The sequence below is a fragment of the Methylobacterium sp. J-067 genome, assembly GCF_022829465.1.
Classification (GTDB): Bacteria; Pseudomonadota; Alphaproteobacteria; order Rhizobiales; family Beijerinckiaceae; genus Methylobacterium; species Methylobacterium litchii.
Genome location: NZ_JAKSXZ010000097.1, coordinates 120,254 through 135,643 on the forward strand (window position 1 = coordinate 120,254; position 15,390 = coordinate 135,643).

Annotated in this window: 18 protein-coding genes; 8 read left to right on the plus strand and 10 right to left on the minus strand. The window is 70.1% G+C overall.

Annotated elements, in window-relative coordinates:
- Positions 1–71: 71 nt before the first annotated feature.
- From MKK52_RS11495 to MKK52_RS11510, 4 genes are all read right to left on the minus strand, one after another.
- Entirely contained in the window at positions 72–422 is a 351-nt protein-coding gene (locus MKK52_RS11495; RefSeq protein ID WP_243953985.1) for a PilZ domain-containing protein, read from the minus strand.
- Positions 423–511: 89 nt separating this feature from the next.
- Positions 512–1,279: a phosphatase PAP2 family protein gene (locus MKK52_RS11500; protein ID WP_243953986.1), complete on the minus strand. Its 768-nt coding sequence runs from the start codon at positions 1,277–1,279 to the stop codon at positions 512–514.
- Positions 1,280–1,301: 22 nt separating this feature from the next.
- Complete coding sequence (locus tag MKK52_RS11505; protein ID WP_243953987.1) at positions 1,302–1,820, minus strand: 2'-5' RNA ligase family protein; 519 nt, start codon at positions 1,818–1,820, stop codon at positions 1,302–1,304.
- Positions 1,821–1,846: 26 nt separating this feature from the next.
- On the minus strand, positions 1,847–2,947 hold the full coding sequence (locus MKK52_RS11510) for a radical SAM protein (protein WP_409564657.1): 1,101 nt from the start codon (positions 2,945–2,947) through the stop codon (positions 1,847–1,849).
- An 80-nt stretch (positions 2,948–3,027) separates the two neighbouring features.
- Between MKK52_RS11510 and MKK52_RS11515 the strand changes: the two genes are divergently transcribed.
- Positions 3,028–3,957 (plus strand): alginate O-acetyltransferase AlgX-related protein, encoded by a 930-nt coding sequence (locus tag MKK52_RS11515; protein ID WP_243953989.1) that lies wholly within the window; start codon positions 3,028–3,030, stop codon positions 3,955–3,957.
- Here the strand turns inward: MKK52_RS11515 and MKK52_RS11520 are convergent.
- A complete protein-coding gene (locus MKK52_RS11520; protein ID WP_243953990.1) occupies positions 3,951–4,166 on the minus strand; it encodes a hypothetical protein in 216 nt (71 codons plus the stop codon). The genes MKK52_RS11515 and MKK52_RS11520 overlap by 7 nt on opposite strands.
- 217 nt (positions 4,167–4,383) lie before the next feature.
- Here MKK52_RS11520 and MKK52_RS11525 point away from each other — a divergent pair, with 217 nt between their 5' ends.
- From MKK52_RS11525 to MKK52_RS11545, 5 genes are all read left to right on the plus strand, one after another.
- The gene (locus MKK52_RS11525; RefSeq protein WP_243953991.1) at positions 4,384–4,857 is read left to right on the plus strand and encodes a hypothetical protein; all 474 of its coding nucleotides are present in this window, start codon (positions 4,384–4,386) and stop codon (positions 4,855–4,857) included.
- A gap of 114 nt (positions 4,858–4,971) precedes the next feature.
- Positions 4,972–5,874, plus strand: coding sequence for a thioredoxin (gene trxA / locus MKK52_RS11530; RefSeq protein WP_243953992.1), 903 nt, complete (start codon positions 4,972–4,974; stop codon positions 5,872–5,874).
- 72 nt (positions 5,875–5,946) lie between these two features.
- Positions 5,947–6,609, plus strand: a complete 663-nt coding sequence (locus MKK52_RS11535; protein ID WP_243953993.1) for an LON peptidase substrate-binding domain-containing protein — start codon at positions 5,947–5,949, stop codon at positions 6,607–6,609.
- A 14-nt stretch (positions 6,610–6,623) separates the two neighbouring features.
- Complete coding sequence (locus MKK52_RS11540; protein WP_243953994.1) at positions 6,624–6,830, plus strand: Trm112 family protein; 207 nt, start codon at positions 6,624–6,626, stop codon at positions 6,828–6,830.
- A 203-nt stretch (positions 6,831–7,033) separates the two neighbouring features.
- Entirely contained in the window at positions 7,034–7,423 is a 390-nt protein-coding gene (locus MKK52_RS11545; RefSeq protein ID WP_243953995.1) for a hypothetical protein, read from the plus strand.
- A gap of 6 nt (positions 7,424–7,429) precedes the next feature.
- Here MKK52_RS11545 and MKK52_RS11550 read toward each other — a convergent pair whose 3' ends face one another.
- The 5 genes from MKK52_RS11550 to MKK52_RS11570 all read right to left on the minus strand — a co-directional run bounded on the left by MKK52_RS11550 (position 7,430) and on the right by MKK52_RS11570 (position 12,217).
- The gene (locus tag MKK52_RS11550; RefSeq protein ID WP_243953996.1) at positions 7,430–7,792 is read right to left on the minus strand and encodes an STAS/SEC14 domain-containing protein; all 363 of its coding nucleotides are present in this window, start codon (positions 7,790–7,792) and stop codon (positions 7,430–7,432) included.
- 46 nt (positions 7,793–7,838) lie between these two features.
- Positions 7,839–10,016, minus strand: a complete 2,178-nt coding sequence (locus MKK52_RS11555) for a primosomal protein N' (RefSeq protein ID WP_243953997.1) — start codon at positions 10,014–10,016, stop codon at positions 7,839–7,841.
- Between the two features lie 65 nt (positions 10,017–10,081).
- The gene (locus MKK52_RS11560) at positions 10,082–10,339 is read right to left on the minus strand and encodes a hypothetical protein (RefSeq protein ID WP_243953998.1); all 258 of its coding nucleotides are present in this window, start codon (positions 10,337–10,339) and stop codon (positions 10,082–10,084) included.
- A 212-nt stretch (positions 10,340–10,551) separates the two neighbouring features.
- Entirely contained in the window at positions 10,552–11,805 is a 1,254-nt protein-coding gene (locus MKK52_RS11565) for an App1 family protein (protein ID WP_243953999.1), read from the minus strand.
- A gap of 13 nt (positions 11,806–11,818) precedes the next feature.
- Complete coding sequence (locus MKK52_RS11570; protein ID WP_243954000.1) at positions 11,819–12,217, minus strand: DUF3775 domain-containing protein; 399 nt, start codon at positions 12,215–12,217, stop codon at positions 11,819–11,821.
- 169 nt (positions 12,218–12,386) lie between these two features.
- Between MKK52_RS11570 and MKK52_RS11575 the strand changes: the two genes are divergently transcribed.
- Together MKK52_RS11575 and MKK52_RS11580 are read left to right on the plus strand one after the other, a co-directional pair.
- Positions 12,387–13,889 (plus strand): hypothetical protein, encoded by a 1,503-nt coding sequence (locus tag MKK52_RS11575; RefSeq protein ID WP_243954001.1) that lies wholly within the window; start codon positions 12,387–12,389, stop codon positions 13,887–13,889.
- 80 nt (positions 13,890–13,969) lie between these two features.
- Entirely contained in the window at positions 13,970–15,289 is a 1,320-nt protein-coding gene (locus MKK52_RS11580; protein ID WP_243954002.1) for an HlyC/CorC family transporter, read from the plus strand.
- Positions 15,290–15,390: the final 101 nt, after the last annotated feature.

The window sequence follows — 15,390 nt, forward strand, 5'->3', positions numbered from 1 at the left end:
GCTCCGCTCGTCGGATCGGGCTTCGGGAACCCGGCCCGGCGAGGCGGGGTTCCGGCCCGCGACGGATGCCCTCAGTGCACCGCGTCGCCCGGCCCGATGACCAGGGCCGCCCGCAATTGTGCGATCTCGGCGTCGCGGGCCTTGAGCGCCTTTCCGGTCGCGAGGGTTCCGTCATCTGACTCGAACTGGACGCCGACCGCGTCGCCGTCCCGCCACACGATGCGGCCGAGGCGGCACTCGCCACGGATCGGCACCCGCAGCGTCACCCGGTCGGGCAGGATCGCCCCGGCGGCGAGGCGCAGCCGCGCACCGGTCAGCGAGACGTCGCGCACGGTGCAGGCGATCTCTGGCAGGAAAGCCGCCGTCTCGATCAAGCCGCCGAGCAGGACCCGGCGGCGGGCTTCGTCTCTCCGTTCCAACATCACCAGGCCCTCCTCACGAGTCCGTGAGCACTGGTAACGGTTTCTTCACGATCTGGCTGCGCCTTCCGGCGAACAACGTGAGGTCATGATTAATGCGAGGGCGGTCCCGTCGGCGGATCGTTGACCTCGACCTCGCCGCGCTGCTGCAATTGCAGGGCAACGAACCAGCACAAGGAGGCCCAGGCCGCCCCGACGCACCAGCCGGCCACGACATCGCTCGGCCAGTGCACGCCGAGATAGATCCGGCTGATCCCGACGAGCAGCGTGATGAACACGCCGAGGGACAGGACGAGGGCCTTCACCCGAGGGTTGCGATCCACCCGCGCCATCAGGATCGCCAGGGTGAGATAGGCGATGGCCGACATCATCGCGTGCCCGCTGGGGAAGCTCGCGGTGAAAACCTCCATCCCGTGCGGGACGAGATCGGGCCGGGGCCGGTGGTAGAACAGCTTCAGCACGGTCGAGACCAGCTCGCCGCTGCCCACCGCGCCGATGACGTAGAGGGCGATCCGCCGCCTGTTCGACAGGGCGAGGTAGGCCGCCACGGCGGCGGTGACGAACACCACCGTGAAGACGCTGCCGAGCCCGGTGATGTCGCGCATGGTCTCTTCGAGCCAGCGCGGCCCGATGGGATCGGACAGGTCGTTGGGGTTGCGCAGGGCCAGCAGGATGCGGCGGTCGAGGGCTTCGGTCGAACCCTCGCCGACCTCGTGGGCGAGGGCGAAGAAGCCGTAGCCGAGGGTGCTCAGGCACAGCAGCGCGACGAGCGGCCCGACCTCGTTGAGGCGCAGCCAGAACCACACGGCCGTGGCGCGGCCGGTGATCGGGTTCTGCGCCAGCGTCCTCGGCACCGTCATCTCCCGTGTCTCCCGCCGCCCATCACGCATTCTCCCCGAACGGGATGCGCGCCACCCTGTCCCACGGCCCGCCGAGGTAGCGCCAGAGCATCACGGCCGGCGCCGTGAACCGGAACGGCGCGAAGCCCGCTTCAAGGGCGGCGTGGAGGGCGCGGGCGGTCTCGGGCGAGACCTTGTTCTGCACGGTGACGTGCGACCGCCAGCCCTGCCGGTCCTGCGCGGTGAGCCAGGGTTCGAACTCGCGGGCGAGCCGCCCCCGGAACGTGTCCAGCGCCTCGGATTGCAGGACGTAGGCGACGCCCCGGCCGGTGAAGCGCAGGCCCGTCACCGCCACCTCCGGCGGCGGAACGGTGCGGGCGAGGGTGGTGATCGCCTCCAGCACGCCGCGCTCCCTGTCCCCCGGCAGATGGTGGAACAGGGTCGAGTGCGCGGGGATGTGATTCAACTTCTCCGGGAAATGGCGGCGGCGCTCGCCGTCGAACCGGGTGAAGGTGTCCTCGTCGAAGGCGAGGGTGAGGATGAGGGGAGGCGGCTCTTGCATCAGCCGCGAGATGGCGCGCCCGGTGCTCAGGTCCAGTAGAGAACCCGCGCGCCGGGCAGGGTGCGTGCGATCTCATCGGTGATCGCCGCACGCATCGCGTCCATCTGCGGCTTCGGCAGCACGTATTTCACCGTGCCGAACTTCGTGAACTTGCGCGTCCGTTCGGCCTCGTCCAGCGGCAGGTCCGAGCTGGGATACCAGCCCTGCAGAACCTCCTTCGAGCCGGGCGTGAACCGGTGGGTGATGAGCTCCGTGGTGAGGTCGAGGTCGGGCACGCCGGAAAGGGCGTCGGCCGCATTGCGGATCAGGCCGGCATAGGCCTCCTGCCAATCCGGGATCGGCAGGATCGGCGCGACGGTCAGCCCCACGGGATACCCGGCCAGGGCCACCTGCCGCAGGGCGTCGAGGCGGGCATCGAGGGGATCGGTCCCGCCCTCGTAGCGGGCGGCGCCGCGCGCGTTCACCGAGAAGCGGATGCGGGTGCGTCGGCCGTGGTCGAGGCCGAGCAGCGGCGCGACGGCGGCGAACTTCGTCGTGAAGCGCAACTGCACGGGCGCGTCCCAGGCACCGAACCGCTCGATCGCCGCCGAGAGCGAGCCCGTCAGGTGCTCGATGGCCAGGGGGTCGGTGTAGCAGGACGCCTCGAAGGTCGTGCCCTCGGCCGCCCGCGCCTCTGAGGCGGAGGTGACGTTGCCGCGCCCGAGATACGAATCGAGGTTCCCCAGGATGTCGCCGAGATTGGCATAGGCGCGCGTGACCGGCGGGCCGGACAGCGACCCGGCGAGGTAGCAATACTGGCAATGGGCCGGGCAGCCCTCCGCGAGATCGAAGCGCCAGTCGGCCGAGGGCGGGATCGGCTGCAAGCGCAGCTTGGTCGGCGGGGCGACGGTGATCGCGAGCGTCGTCTTCGCGTCGGTGTAGGCGCGACGCGGGTCGGCCTGACGCGGCAGGCTCAGCCGGTTGGCGGCGAGCCGTTCCACGGGCAGGCCCATCGCCTCGATCCGCGCGACCATCGCCCGGCCATGGGCGTGGTCGAGGGCGGCGGGCGTCACCACCACCCGGCGCGGACGCCACAGGCGCGGCGCGCGGGCGCGGCGTGCCTCGGGAAGGGGGGATGCGACGGCCATGTCCATGCGGTGCGAACGCCGCAACCGCTGGGCGAGGTCCGGCTTTCCGACGCCGGAACGTGCGGCTAAAGCTCCCCGCGATGGCCGAAACGGACAAGCCCCATGTGCATCTCGGCCGCGACGGCTGGCTCTTCCTCATCGGCGGCAGCAACCGCGTCATGGACCGCTATCGCGGGCCCCTCGCGCAATGGTGGCTGCTGCGCCGCTGGTCCCGGCTGATCGCCGCCCGCGCCGCGCGGGCCGAACGGCTCGGCATCCGCTGCCTGCACGTCTTCGTGCCGGAAAAGCTCTCGGTCTACGACAACAAGACCGATGGCCTGCGCTACGACCCCACCCATGCCTCGACGCGGCTCCTCGCGCGGCGGCTCGGCCGCAGCCATGCCTATCTCGACCTGCTCGCCCCGCTGCGGGCGGCCCGCGATGGCGAAGTCCCGCTCTACCTGCGCACCGACACCCATTGGTCGCTGGAAGGGTGCCTCCTCGCCTACCGCACCCTCATGCGGGCGCTCGGCGCCACGCCGCCCGCCGACATCGCCGCACGGCCGAGGGTCGAATGCCCGGAGGTGATGGATCTCGGCGAGAAGCTGGCCGAGCCGCCGGTCGAGGCGGTGGAGCGCATGGCGATCCTGCGGGACGCCGCGCGCGTCAAGACCGGCCCGCTGCTCGCCGCCTACGAGGCGGCGGGTCGGGCCGCCGATCTGCATACCGGCGCCCTTGTCGTCTACCGCAATGCAGCGGAGAGCGCCGACCCGCGCCGTCTGGTGCTGTTCGGCGATTCCTGCGCGCATTTCGCGCCGTTCATGCTCACGGGTCTACTTGCCGAGAGCTTCCGCGAGGTACACTTCGTCTGGTCGTCCAGCCTCGATTGGCACTACATCGAGGCGGTGAAGCCCGATATCCTGCTCTATGAACTGGCCGAGCGGTTCATCGCCCGCGTGCCGATTGACGATTACGACGTCGCCGCCGGCACCCGTCGCGGCGCGGCGGCGAGGCCGCTGCCCGGTCAGTAGATGGCCGGATCCATCATCACGAAATCACCGGACGAGGCCTGCGTGGCCGGCACGGGCGCGAAGGCGATTCCGAGCATCAGCACGAGGATCGTGGCGAAGCAGGCGAGGGTGGCCGTGACCGTGTCCGCGTGCCGCCGCAGCGCGTGAATCGCCATGCAGCCGAGCGTGAAAAGGGCCGCCTCCGCGACGGGCGCCAGCGCGGGGATCATCGGGGAACTCCTCAAGTCGTGAAGTATCGGTGGGGCGAGCGCCAAGCACCGGCCACGCCACGGACGATGCCGTGTTTTGCTGCGCCGCAACAGAGGTTTCGCCGCAAATCAGGTCTGCGCGGAGCGGGGCGAAGCTGCACTTTCTCTCGACGGCGGCACTCCAGCGCCTAGTTCATGGCAAAGGGGCAATGACCCTGCGGGAGGAACACGCAACGCCATGACGGCCACATTCCGCTTCGCCCTCGCCTGCGCCGCCCTGGCGGGGTTCGGTATCCACGGCGCCGCCGCCCAGACCGCCTTCAAGCTCGAAGGGGCCTGCGAATCGCTGGTGGTGGCGGGTCGCGACGTGAGCGCCCAATGCGCCCCGACGCTGACCAACGCGGTGAGCCGCAACCGCACCACCTTCGACTTCATGACGAAGGACGGTCAGGTCGTCAGCTTCTCCGGCAACGGCGCCCAACAGGAGGCGACGGAGGAGACCGACCCGCTTCAGCCGATCAACGTCGTCTCGGAAAGCAAGACCGGGAGCGAGGTCGGCGCGCCGGTCCTCGCCATCGGCGCCTGCCGGTTCTCGACGCCGGAGCCCGGCCGCACGGGCATCGCCTGCGAGGCCAAGACGGCGGACGGACGGGTCTATTCGGGAACGTTCGTGACCGCCGCCAAGACGGCGCCCGGAGCCCCGGCCCGCTGAGCCAAGCGCCAGCCGGGGGTGGACAACCGCGAACCATCCGCGCAGCGGACTGGTCAGAGGCGGCGTGAAGCCCCATCTACCGGCAATCACGAGAAAAGTTCCGAAGCGAGATCGATGCTCAACGACCTCAGCGCCGGCGGCGCTTCCGCCGACCTGATCAAGGACACCACGACGGCCTCCTTCCGGCAGGACGTCATCGCCGAATCCATGAACCGCCCGGTTCTCGTGGATTTCTGGGCGCCGTGGTGCGGGCCGTGCAAGCAGCTGACGCCTGTCTTGGAGAAGGTCGTCCAGGCTGCGGCCGGCAAGGTCGTGCTCGCCAAGATGAACATCGATGAGCACCCCTCCATCGCGGGGCAGCTCGGCATCCAGTCGATCCCGGCGGTCATCGCCTTCGACAAGGGTCGCCCGGTGGACGGCTTCATGGGCGCCGTGCCCGAGGGCCAGATCAAGGAATTGATCGACCGGCTCGCCGGCCCCGGCGGCCCGTCGCCGATCGAGGCGGCCCTGGAAGAGGCGGCCTCCCTGGTGGAGGCCGGCGACCTCGCGGGCGCGTCGGAGATCTATGCGGCGGTGCTCGAACAGGAGCCCGACAACGTCACGGCCCTGGCCGGCTTTGCCAAGCTGCAGCTCGATGCGGGCGAGATCGAGAACGCCAAGCGCGTCCTGGCCATGGTGCCGGAGGAGAAGGCGAACGACCCGGCCCTGGCCGGTGTCCGCGCCGCCCTCGAACTCGCGGAGCAGGCCGCCTCGCTCGGCGATCTCGCCGGGCTGCAGAAGGCCATCGACACGAACCCCGACGACCATCAGGCGCGCTACGATCTCGCGCTGGGCCTCGCGGGGCGCAACCAGCGTGAGCAAGCGGTCGATCACCTGATCGAGATCCGCAAGCGCGACAAGACCTGGAACGACGACGCGGCGCGCAAGCAGCTGCTTCAGTTCTTCGAGGCCTGGGGGGTCATGGACCCCGACACGATCCGTGGCCGGCGCAAGCTTTCGGCCCTGCTGTTCTCGTAACGCGCCGGCCCATCCCGGACGAAGTAGGCGCGTCCGGGAGCCGGGCCGGGAAATCGCGCCAGAGGAGGTGCGATGAGCACGCATTCCGGCTTACAGCGTCCGGCGGATTGCCCCGCCGTCATTCCCGTCTTCCCCTTGCCCGGCGCGCTGCTGCTGCCGAGGGGACAGATGCCGCTCAACATCTTCGAGCCGCGCTATCTCAAGATGGTGGACGACGCCCTGCGCGGCGACCGGCTGATCGGCATGATCCAGCCCGATCCGGACGGCGCCGCCGCTCACCCCAAGCTGTTCCGCGTGGGCTGTGCCGGGCGCATCACCCAATATGCCGAGACCGGCGACGGCCGCTATCTGATCTCCCTCACGGGCGTCAGCCGCTTCCGCATGGAGAGCGAGGTCGCCTCGGCCGAGCACTACCGCCTGTGCCAAGTGAGCTACGACGAGTTCGCGGTGGACTTCCAGGCGCGGGCGGGCGAGGAACAGGTCGACCGGGCGGGCGTCCTCAAGGCCCTGCGCGACTTCGTCGAATCGAACGATCTGAAGGTCGATTGGGCGGGGATCGACGAGGCCCCCAACGAGGCCCTCGTGAACGCGCTGTGCATGATGAGCCCGTTCGGGATCCGCGAGAAGCAGGCGATGCTCGAAGCGGCGGACCTCAAGACCCGCGCCGAGATCCTGATCGCGGTCACGCAGATGGAACTCATGCGGGGCTCCGGCCCCGAGCCGACAATGCAATAGGATTCCACCCCGTCATGGCCAACGACCTCACCGCCCCCGTCGAGGCGACCCGCGTCGATCCCAAGCTCCTCGAAATCCTCGTCTGCCCGCTGACCAAGGGCACGCTGGAATACGATTCCGCCAAGCAGGAACTGATCAGCCGTTCGGCCAAGCTCGCCTACCCGATCCGCGACGGTATTCCGATCATGCTGCCGGAAGAAGCCCGGCCGCTGCACGACTAAAATCGTCGTCGCCACGAACGTCGCGAAAGCTCGGCCGTATTGCCGAGCTTTCGCTCGGTTACGAAATAATACATATTTGTTGGGTCGCGGCCATATTCATGTCGCGCAATTTGGTTTACAACGACTCATCCCGCAACAACGCTGACGACCGGACGCGAAATCGCGCCGTGGCGTCGCTGTATTTGCAGAGAGCCGTTCCCAGGATGACCTTCACCGTTCCGACCGTCTTCGCCGCCGCTGCCCTGACCGCCGGTGCCATCAGCGCGCCCGCCGCAGCCGCGCCCGACCGGCTCAATGGCACCTGGGCGGTGGAACTCGTGACCGACAGCGGGCTGTGCAGCGCGCGCTACAGCTACAGCGTCGCCATCCGCGACGGTGAGGTGCGGCCTGCTACGACGACCGGCGCGCGGGTCAGCGGCCGAGTCTCGCCGGATGGCACGGTGGGCATCACCGTCGCCGGAGCCGGCGGGTCGGGGACCGGCACCGGGCGCCTCAGCGGCACGCAAGGGTCCGGCACATGGGCCGTGTCCTCGCTCTGCTCCGGCCGCTGGACGGCCCGGCGCGGCGACACGCGCACCGCCCAGGCCGAGTAGACGCCCTCAGGCGGCGGCGGAGAGCCAGGAGCGCGCCTCGGAAAGCCGCTCGCGCTCGAACACCTTGATCTTGTAGGGCGAGACGAAGGCGAAGGTCTCGGCCATCATCTTCAGCCACGGCGCGTCCGTGACGAGCGCCACATGGCTCACGCCCTTCATCATCGCGATGCCGAAGCGCGGATCCTTGAAGAAGGCCGCCGGCTCCATGCCCTGGAAACTGCGGATGTCCTCCAGGAGCTTGATGCGCTCGCCCTTGTCCAGGTCCGCCTTCATGGCGTTGATGGCCGCGTTCATCTCCTCGTCGGAGATCTTTCCGTCGACCACGATTTCGGCCACGTTCGAATCGGGCGTCTTGGTGTAGCTCAGCACTTGGTCGCTCTCCGTCCACGGCGTCGCAGCCGAAGCGCCCTGTCTCCTACAAAAAGCTCTGCGGGTCGACATCGATCGTGACCTTGAGGTTGCCGCGCGGCTTCGGGGCGCGGGCCAGCCACTCCCGCAGGTAGGCCTGCATGTCGACGTTGCGCTCGGTCTTCACGAGCAGCCGGAAGCGGTGGCGCCCCCGGATCAGCGCCAGCGGCGCCTCGGCCGGGCCGAGCACCATCACGCCGCCCGGCGGGTCCGCCTCGCGGGCCAGCGCCTGCCCATAAGCTTCGGCCACCGCCTTGTCGGTGGCGGAGACGATCAGAGCCGCGAGGCGGCCGAAGGGCGGCAGGCCCGCCGCCTCGCGGGCGGCGATCTCCTCCGCGTAGAACCGCTCCGCATCGCCCGACAGCAGCGCGGCGATCACCGGATGCTCCGGCTGGTAGGTCTGGACCAGCGCCCGGCCCGGCTTCTCCCCGCGCCCGGCCCGGCCCGTCACCTGTTGCAGCAACTGGAAGGTCCGCTCGGCGGCGCGCGGGTCGCCGGAGGTGAGGCCGATATCCGCATCGAGCACGCCGACCAGCGTCAGGCCGGGGAAGTTGTGCCCCTTGGCGACGAGCTGCGTGCCGATCACGAGGTCGCATTCCCCCGCCGCCACCGCTTCGAGTTCCTGGCGCAGCCGCTCGGCGCCGCCGGGAAAGTCGCTCGACAGCACGATGATGCGCTTGTCCGGGAACAGCCCGGCGGCCTCTTCGGCGATGCGCTCGACGCCGGGGCCGCAGGGGGTCAGGTGGTCGAAGGCACCACAATTCGTGCAGACCTCCGGCCGCCGCTCGGTGTAGCCGCATTGGTGGCACACCAGCGCCCGGCGGAAGCGATGTTCCACGAGCCAGGTCGAGCAGTTCTTGCATTGGTAGCGGTGGCCGCAGGCCCGGCACAGTGTGAGCGGCGCGTAGCCTCGCCGGTTCAGGAACAGCAGCGCCTGCTCGCCACGCTCCAGCGTATGCTTCACCGCGTTGATGAGGGGCGGGCTGATGAAGCTGCCTTTGGCCGGTGCATCGCGCCGCATGTCGATGGCGGCGATGTCGGGCAGGCGCCGTCCGCCGAACCGCTCGGGCAGGACGAGGTGGTCGTAGCGCCCCCGCGCCGCGTTCACCCGGCTCTCGATGGAGGGCGTCGCCGAGGCAAGCACCACCGGGCAGCCTTCGAGCCGCCCCCGCACCACCGCCATGTCGCGGGCGTGATAGTGGACGCCGTCCTCCTGTTTGTAGGCGGTCTCGTGCTCCTCATCGACCACGATCAGGCCGAGTTGCGCGAAGGGCAGGAACAGGGCCGAGCGGGCGCCGACCACGACCTTCGCCTCGCCCGATGCGACGGCGACCCGCAGCCGCTCCCGGCGCCGTCCGCCGATGCCGGAATGCCAGGCGGCCGGGCGGACGCCGAACCGTTCCGCGAACCGGTCGAGGAACTGCGCGGTGAGGGCGATTTCCGGCATCAGGATCAAGGCCTGCCGCCCCGCCCGGACGCAACTCGCCACCGCCTCGAAATAGACTTCCGTCTTGCCCGAACCGGTGACGCCTTCGAGCAGAACCGGCTTCGCCGTGCCGGCCTCGGCACTTGCGGCGATGATCGAATCGAGCGATGCCACCGCCTCGGCCTGTGCCTCGGAGAGGGGGACACGGGGGTGGTCCGGGTCGGGCTCGGGCGCCACCGGCTCCGGCGCGATGGCGAGCGCTTCGAGCGCCCCGTCATCGATGAGCCCATCCACCACCGACAGCGAGACGCCGGCCTCCTTGGCCAGGGCGCTCTTGCCGCGCAACTCCCCGTCGGCGGCAATGGCGAGCACCTTTGTGCGCGCAGGCGTCGGCCGGGACGGCGGCTTGCCGGAACTGCGCACCGCGACGCGGGCGATCTCCGCACCGGCCGCCTCGTCGGGCAGGCGCAGCACCATCGCCAGCGCCGAGCCCCGGGGAGCGAGGGTGTAGCGGGCGATCCAGTCCACCAGACCGCGCAGGGTGCCGCCAAGGCGGGGAACGTCGAGGATGCCGGTGACGGGCCGCAGGTTCGAGCCGCCGACGCTCTCGGCGACGTTCCACACCACCCCGACCGTCTCGCGCGGGCCGAGGGGAACCTGCACCACGTCGCCGGCCGTCACGGTCAGGCCATGCGGGACAACGTAGCTGTAGGGCGTATCGATCGCGAGGGGGATCTGGATTTCGGCGACGGTCGGCATGTTCTGCCTTTGTACCATAGCGGACGGGAATTGGCTCCTGCCCGCCCTCGTCGCCGAAGGGAAATTTACGAGTGGCGGCGCACGGCGTAGCGGTAGCGCCGTCCCTCCTCGTCAAGCAACTCGCTGTCGGAACTCTCCCGCCAGACGATCTCGTCGCCGGGGCCGGCGGCGTCGGTGAGCACGGTGCCGCGCACGATGTCGAGCGCGAGGCCCGCGCCGTAGCTCATGGCGGTCGCGTCCGTGATGGCGGCGCCGATGTCGCCCCCATCGGGAAGACAGGCGAACAGAACGCCGTCGGCGATGGCGAGGGTGTAGGTTTGCATGCGGCGGCTCCAACTCAAACGAGCAGCTCGGGAGGGGCGAACCTAGGAACCCCGGCCAGCAGGAGAAGTGCATTCTCCGAATTGCTGCAATGCAACAAAACGCCAGGGCACGGTCATGTGTTCCGGTTCGGGAGGTGGTCCGTGGTCGTGAGACCATCTCCCGACATGCTTCGCACGAGCGTTATGACACCTGAGCGACTTGGATCGTGCCGTCACACTCGTGTGAGCGGCGGGGTCTCCGGGGGCGAGACGACGACTGTCGTGGGCACGCTGTCCGCGTCTGAGAAGGCGGCGATGACCTGCGGCGTAAGGGCGTCGCCGTCCTCGCCGGAGTTCGGGACGAGACGCACCGTCTCCTCACGGGGCGGGGGTGCGTCGCTGCCGGCATGTTCGTCGGCGACGGCCGCGACCGCCTCCGGCGCGATCAGGCCGAGCCCGGCCGCGTGGCGGGCGATGGCGATGCTGTCGGCGGCGAGCACGAGGCTCGATCCGGTCGCCGCCACGGCGCCTGCGAGGCGCACCACCTCCTCCGTCCGCGCGGCATCCCGCGAGACGTTGCGGATGTAGACCGCCTTCACCCGTCCGGGATTGTCGGCCACGATCTGCGCGTAGACCTCCGGGTCGTGCTGGCCGCTGTCGCCGATCAGCACGAAGGGCCGGTCGTGGTAGAGGTCGAGCATGTGCCGGATCAGAGCCTGCTTGTGATCCTCGGCCCTGCGCGGGAGGGGGTGCGTCCAAGAGAGCCCCCATTCCCGCAGGAACAGCACCGGCCCCGCCGGGATGCCGTGGCGCTGGAAGAACTCCGTCAGCATCTCGTAGAGGCCCCAGGGCGCCCGCGAGACGTACAGCATCGGGTTGCCCTCGCCCCCGCTCGGGCCGGCATGGAGCGCCCGGTAGAGCGACGTCACGCCGGGGAAGGCGACGCGGCTCTCCGCATCCTCCACGAACAGCCGCCAGAGCATCTTCAGCTTGTTGGCGACACCCGTGCGCATGACCGTGTCGTCGATGTCGCTGACGACGACATAGCCGCATCCGGCGGGCGGGATGTAGACCTCGCCCATCGCCGGGATGGGCGGATCGGCCTCCAGGGTGAGCTGGACCTCGTGCCAGGGGCCCTCGACCGGGAGCAGGGATTGCGGGCGCAGATGCACCCGGAAATAGCCGTCGCTGTCCGTCACGACCCGCGTTTCGGCCCCGCCGAACCGGGCGAGGATTGAGGCATCCGCGACGATGCGCCGGGAGATGCGGCGGCGGACGTCGCGCCATTGCGCGCGCAGGGAGTCGGGATCCTCACCGGGTCTGTCCGGCGATTGGCGGAAGACCCGGCCGATCAGGAAGATCTCTTCGGCCGAGCCGTAGCCCCGATAGGGTTCGACTACGAGCCCGCCGCGCCCCTGCGCCCGCCGCACCGGGCGGGCGACGACGCGCAGCGCCTTCCGCGCGGCCCGGCCGGCTCGTGTCGACATGCCGCGAAAGGCCTCAGGCTTGCGGGAGATCGGGGGTGAGTCCGAGGGCATCGAGCCCTTCCTCGAGCAGGTCGCCGGCATCGGGCGAACCCAGCAGTTCCTTCACCGCGCCTTCGCCGACCGCCTCACGCTCGCGGGCGAACTTCACGGCGGCGTCCCACTCCTCCGGCTCCATGTCGCCACGGCCGATGTAGAGGAGCGCCAGAAGCTCGGCGCGGGAATCGTCGTCCATGCCGGCGATCATGCCGCGCACCTCGGATTCGGTGGCGTCGTCGGTGCCCGAGACGAGCACGTCGGTGGCGCCGTCATCGATGGGGTTCGAGCCGGAATCCGGATCGGTCGGGCCTTCCTTTACCTCGATCGCGCGGAGCCGGATGACGATGTCGGCGACGGTGTCGGGGGCGAGGTCCATCGATGTCTCCTGAGAACGCATGAAACAGCAGGGCATTCGCGCCCCTTGAGCCGCGACAACGGGCGAGGCGCGCGGCGGTTCGCTGCCTCGTGCGCGCCAAAGCGGGAGACTGCGTGGTCCTTGGCGTTGGGCGGAACGAAGCGGTGCCTTTCGGGCTTGCAGTTCGCCGATGACGAACGACCTCCCCGCCCGATCCGTGACACGCGCCGCGAGGCCTCCCGTCTGGGCGGCCATCCTCGCGAGCGCCGGCCTTTCATGGGGGCTGGCGTCATCCGCCGAGGCGCGGCCGAGCTACGACGGCAGCGCGCCGACCTGCTTCCTCACCGCAGGCGGCGCCCTCGAAATCTGCCGCGACGGCAGCGAGGCGGAGGGCGTCCTGGCGGCGCCGTCACCCTGCGCCTTCGCGCGGGGCATCCAGCTTCTCCGCCTGCCGAAGACCGGCGTGACGGCGGTGTTCCAGGGTGAGAGCCCGCTGGCGAAGACGCGCCGGGGCGAGGATTGCCCGGAGCGGAAGGCGACCGACGCGCGCGACGGCGGCGCGCTCCACACCGGCCGCAGCCCGGAGCAGCTCGCGACGATCCTGCCGCCCTCGCAATCGCGCTTCGGCGTCGCCTTGCCGGAGGAACGGCGGCGGAAGGGCGAGGCGCCGACCCTGGAAGGCATCGGCCCGCGCGACCCCATCGCCATCGCCGGCCGGGATTGGGCCGGCGAGGAATATTCCTACGTTTTCCTGCTCGGTCAGGAATCCACCGCCACCGACGCCGAGGTACCGGAGGACCAGCCCCGGCGCAGACGCGGGCGCCGCCGTCGCGAGGTATCCGAACCGGCGGTGCCGGCCGCCTTCAGGCGGATCCAGATCGAGGCCCGCACCCTCGACTTCGCGAGCTTCGAGATCCGCACCCGCGACGAGGACGGCAAGCTCGCCTGGGAGCCCGTGACGCCGGAGAAAAAGACGCGGCGGCGTGCCTCCGCCGCCCCGACACCCGTGGCGGTGCTGGACGAAGCGGGCAAGCCGCTGATGTCGGCCTGCCCGGCGCCGCCCTTCGCGACGCAGGGCCTCGCCGGTTCGATCAGCATCGTGGACCGCACGTATCACTACTTCTACACGGACGTGCTGCCCGAGGATTGCGGCCTGCCGCCGGAGCAGCGGCGCATGGGCCTGTACCTGCGCACCTCCACCGACCTCGCCGCCGACCGGGTGTGGTCGGCCGCGCGACGGCTCGGCGCGGCCCTGCCGCCGAACAGCCTCGTCCGGGTGGCCCGCGCCAAGGGCGCGACCCGCTGGGCGGTGTCCTACACCTGCAACCGCCCGGCGAACGCCCCTGGCGGCCCGGTGGCCGACATCTGCCTGCAATACACGGCCGACCTCGATCCGGCGGGGATCGGCGCCCTCACGCTCTACGCGGACCCGGTCGAGGCCGGGCGCTCGCCGACGTATCTCGGCCTGCGCTCCGGCGGGAACGGGGCCGGGCGCTTCGACCGCGCCAGCCATTTCTGGATGACCGACGCCTACGGCAACCTCGACCTGCCGACGACCTATGCCGGCAAGTCGGGACTCCTGACCTGGGTTGATCGCCTCTCGCCCGGTGCCGGGGGCTACGAGGGCTCGCGGGTTTACGGCCGCCCGGCCTTCTGGGCGACCTGGACGGTGCGTCGGACGGGCACGCCCTGACGGGAGGGACATGCACGTCGCTCACGGGGGCGTTATATGGCTCCTCCGGGCACCGGGCGGCGGTGCGTCAGATCTGACAGATGGGCACCGAAACAGACCTCTGGTTCGCCGCGAGCATCGTGGCGATCTCGCTCGTCCTCTCCGCCTTCTTCGCGGGTGCCGAGACCGCCTTCACCGCCGCCTCGCGGGCGCGCATGCACGCCCTGGAACAGAGCGGCGACCCCCGCGCCAGCATCGTCAACCGCATCCTCGCGATCCGCGAGCGGTTCATCGGCGCGATGCTCATCGGCTACAACATCGTCGCCATCGGGGCGTCGGCCTTCACGACGAGCGTGCTCACCGCCGTGTTCGGCAAGAGCGGCGTCATCTACGCGACCGTCGGCATGTCGGTGCTCGTCATCGTCTTCGCGGAGGTGCTGCCGAAGACGCTCGCCATCTCCAACCCCGACAAGATCGCCCTGCTGATCGCCCGGCCGGTCGCCTTCGCCGTCGCGCTGATGGGGCCGCCCGCGCTGGCCATCGAGCAGGTGGTGCGCCTGATGCTGAAGCCCTTCGGCGTCACCATCGGCGAGCACCAGTCGATCCTCACCGCCGCCGAGGAGATCCGGGGGCAGGTGGCGCTCCTGCACCGGGAGGGCGGTGTCGAACGAGCCGAGCGCGACATGCTCGGCGGCCTCCTCGACCTGTCGAACCTCTCCGTGTCCGATGTGATGGTCCACCGCACCAAGATGCGCGCCATCGACGCCGACATGACCTCGCAGGACATCGTCCGCGCGGTGCTGGCCTCGCCCTACACGCGCATGCCCCTGTGGCGGGGCACGCCGGAGAACATCGTCGGCGTGCTCCACGCCAAGGATCTGCTCCGCGCCCTCGACGCGGCGGGGGGCGACGCCTCCGGCCTCAAGGTCGAGGAACTGGCCCTGGAGACGTGGTTCGTGCCCGGCACCACCACCCTGCGGGCACAGCTCAAGGCGTTCCTCTCGAAGAAGACGCATTTCGCCCTCGTCGTGGACGAGTACGGGGAGGTAATGGGCCTCGTGACCCTCGAGGACATCCTGGAGGAGATCGTCGGCGACATCGCGGACGAGCACGACGTGACGGTTTCGGGCGTGCGCCTTCAGGTGGACGGCTCGGTGAACGTCGATGGCGGCGTGCCGATCCGCGACCTCAACCGCGCGATGGACTGGCACCTGCCCGATGACGAGGCCACCACCATCGCCGGCCTCGTGATCCACGAGGCCCGCACCATCCCGGACCAGGGCACCGCGTTCAACTTCCACGGCTTCCGCTTCCAGGTGCTGCGGAAGGCGAAGAATCGCATCACCACGCTGAAGATCACCCCGCTGTCGGGCGTGGTCCAGCCGCCGACCTTGGCCTTGGAGCATCGCGACACGGTGTGAGGGCCGACCGCCGCCCCGCCCCTCCACCATCGCCCCCGTCATTGCGAGCGAAGTGAAGCAATCCAGGGCAGCGGGACATGTCAGAACGTGGCGCGTCCCTG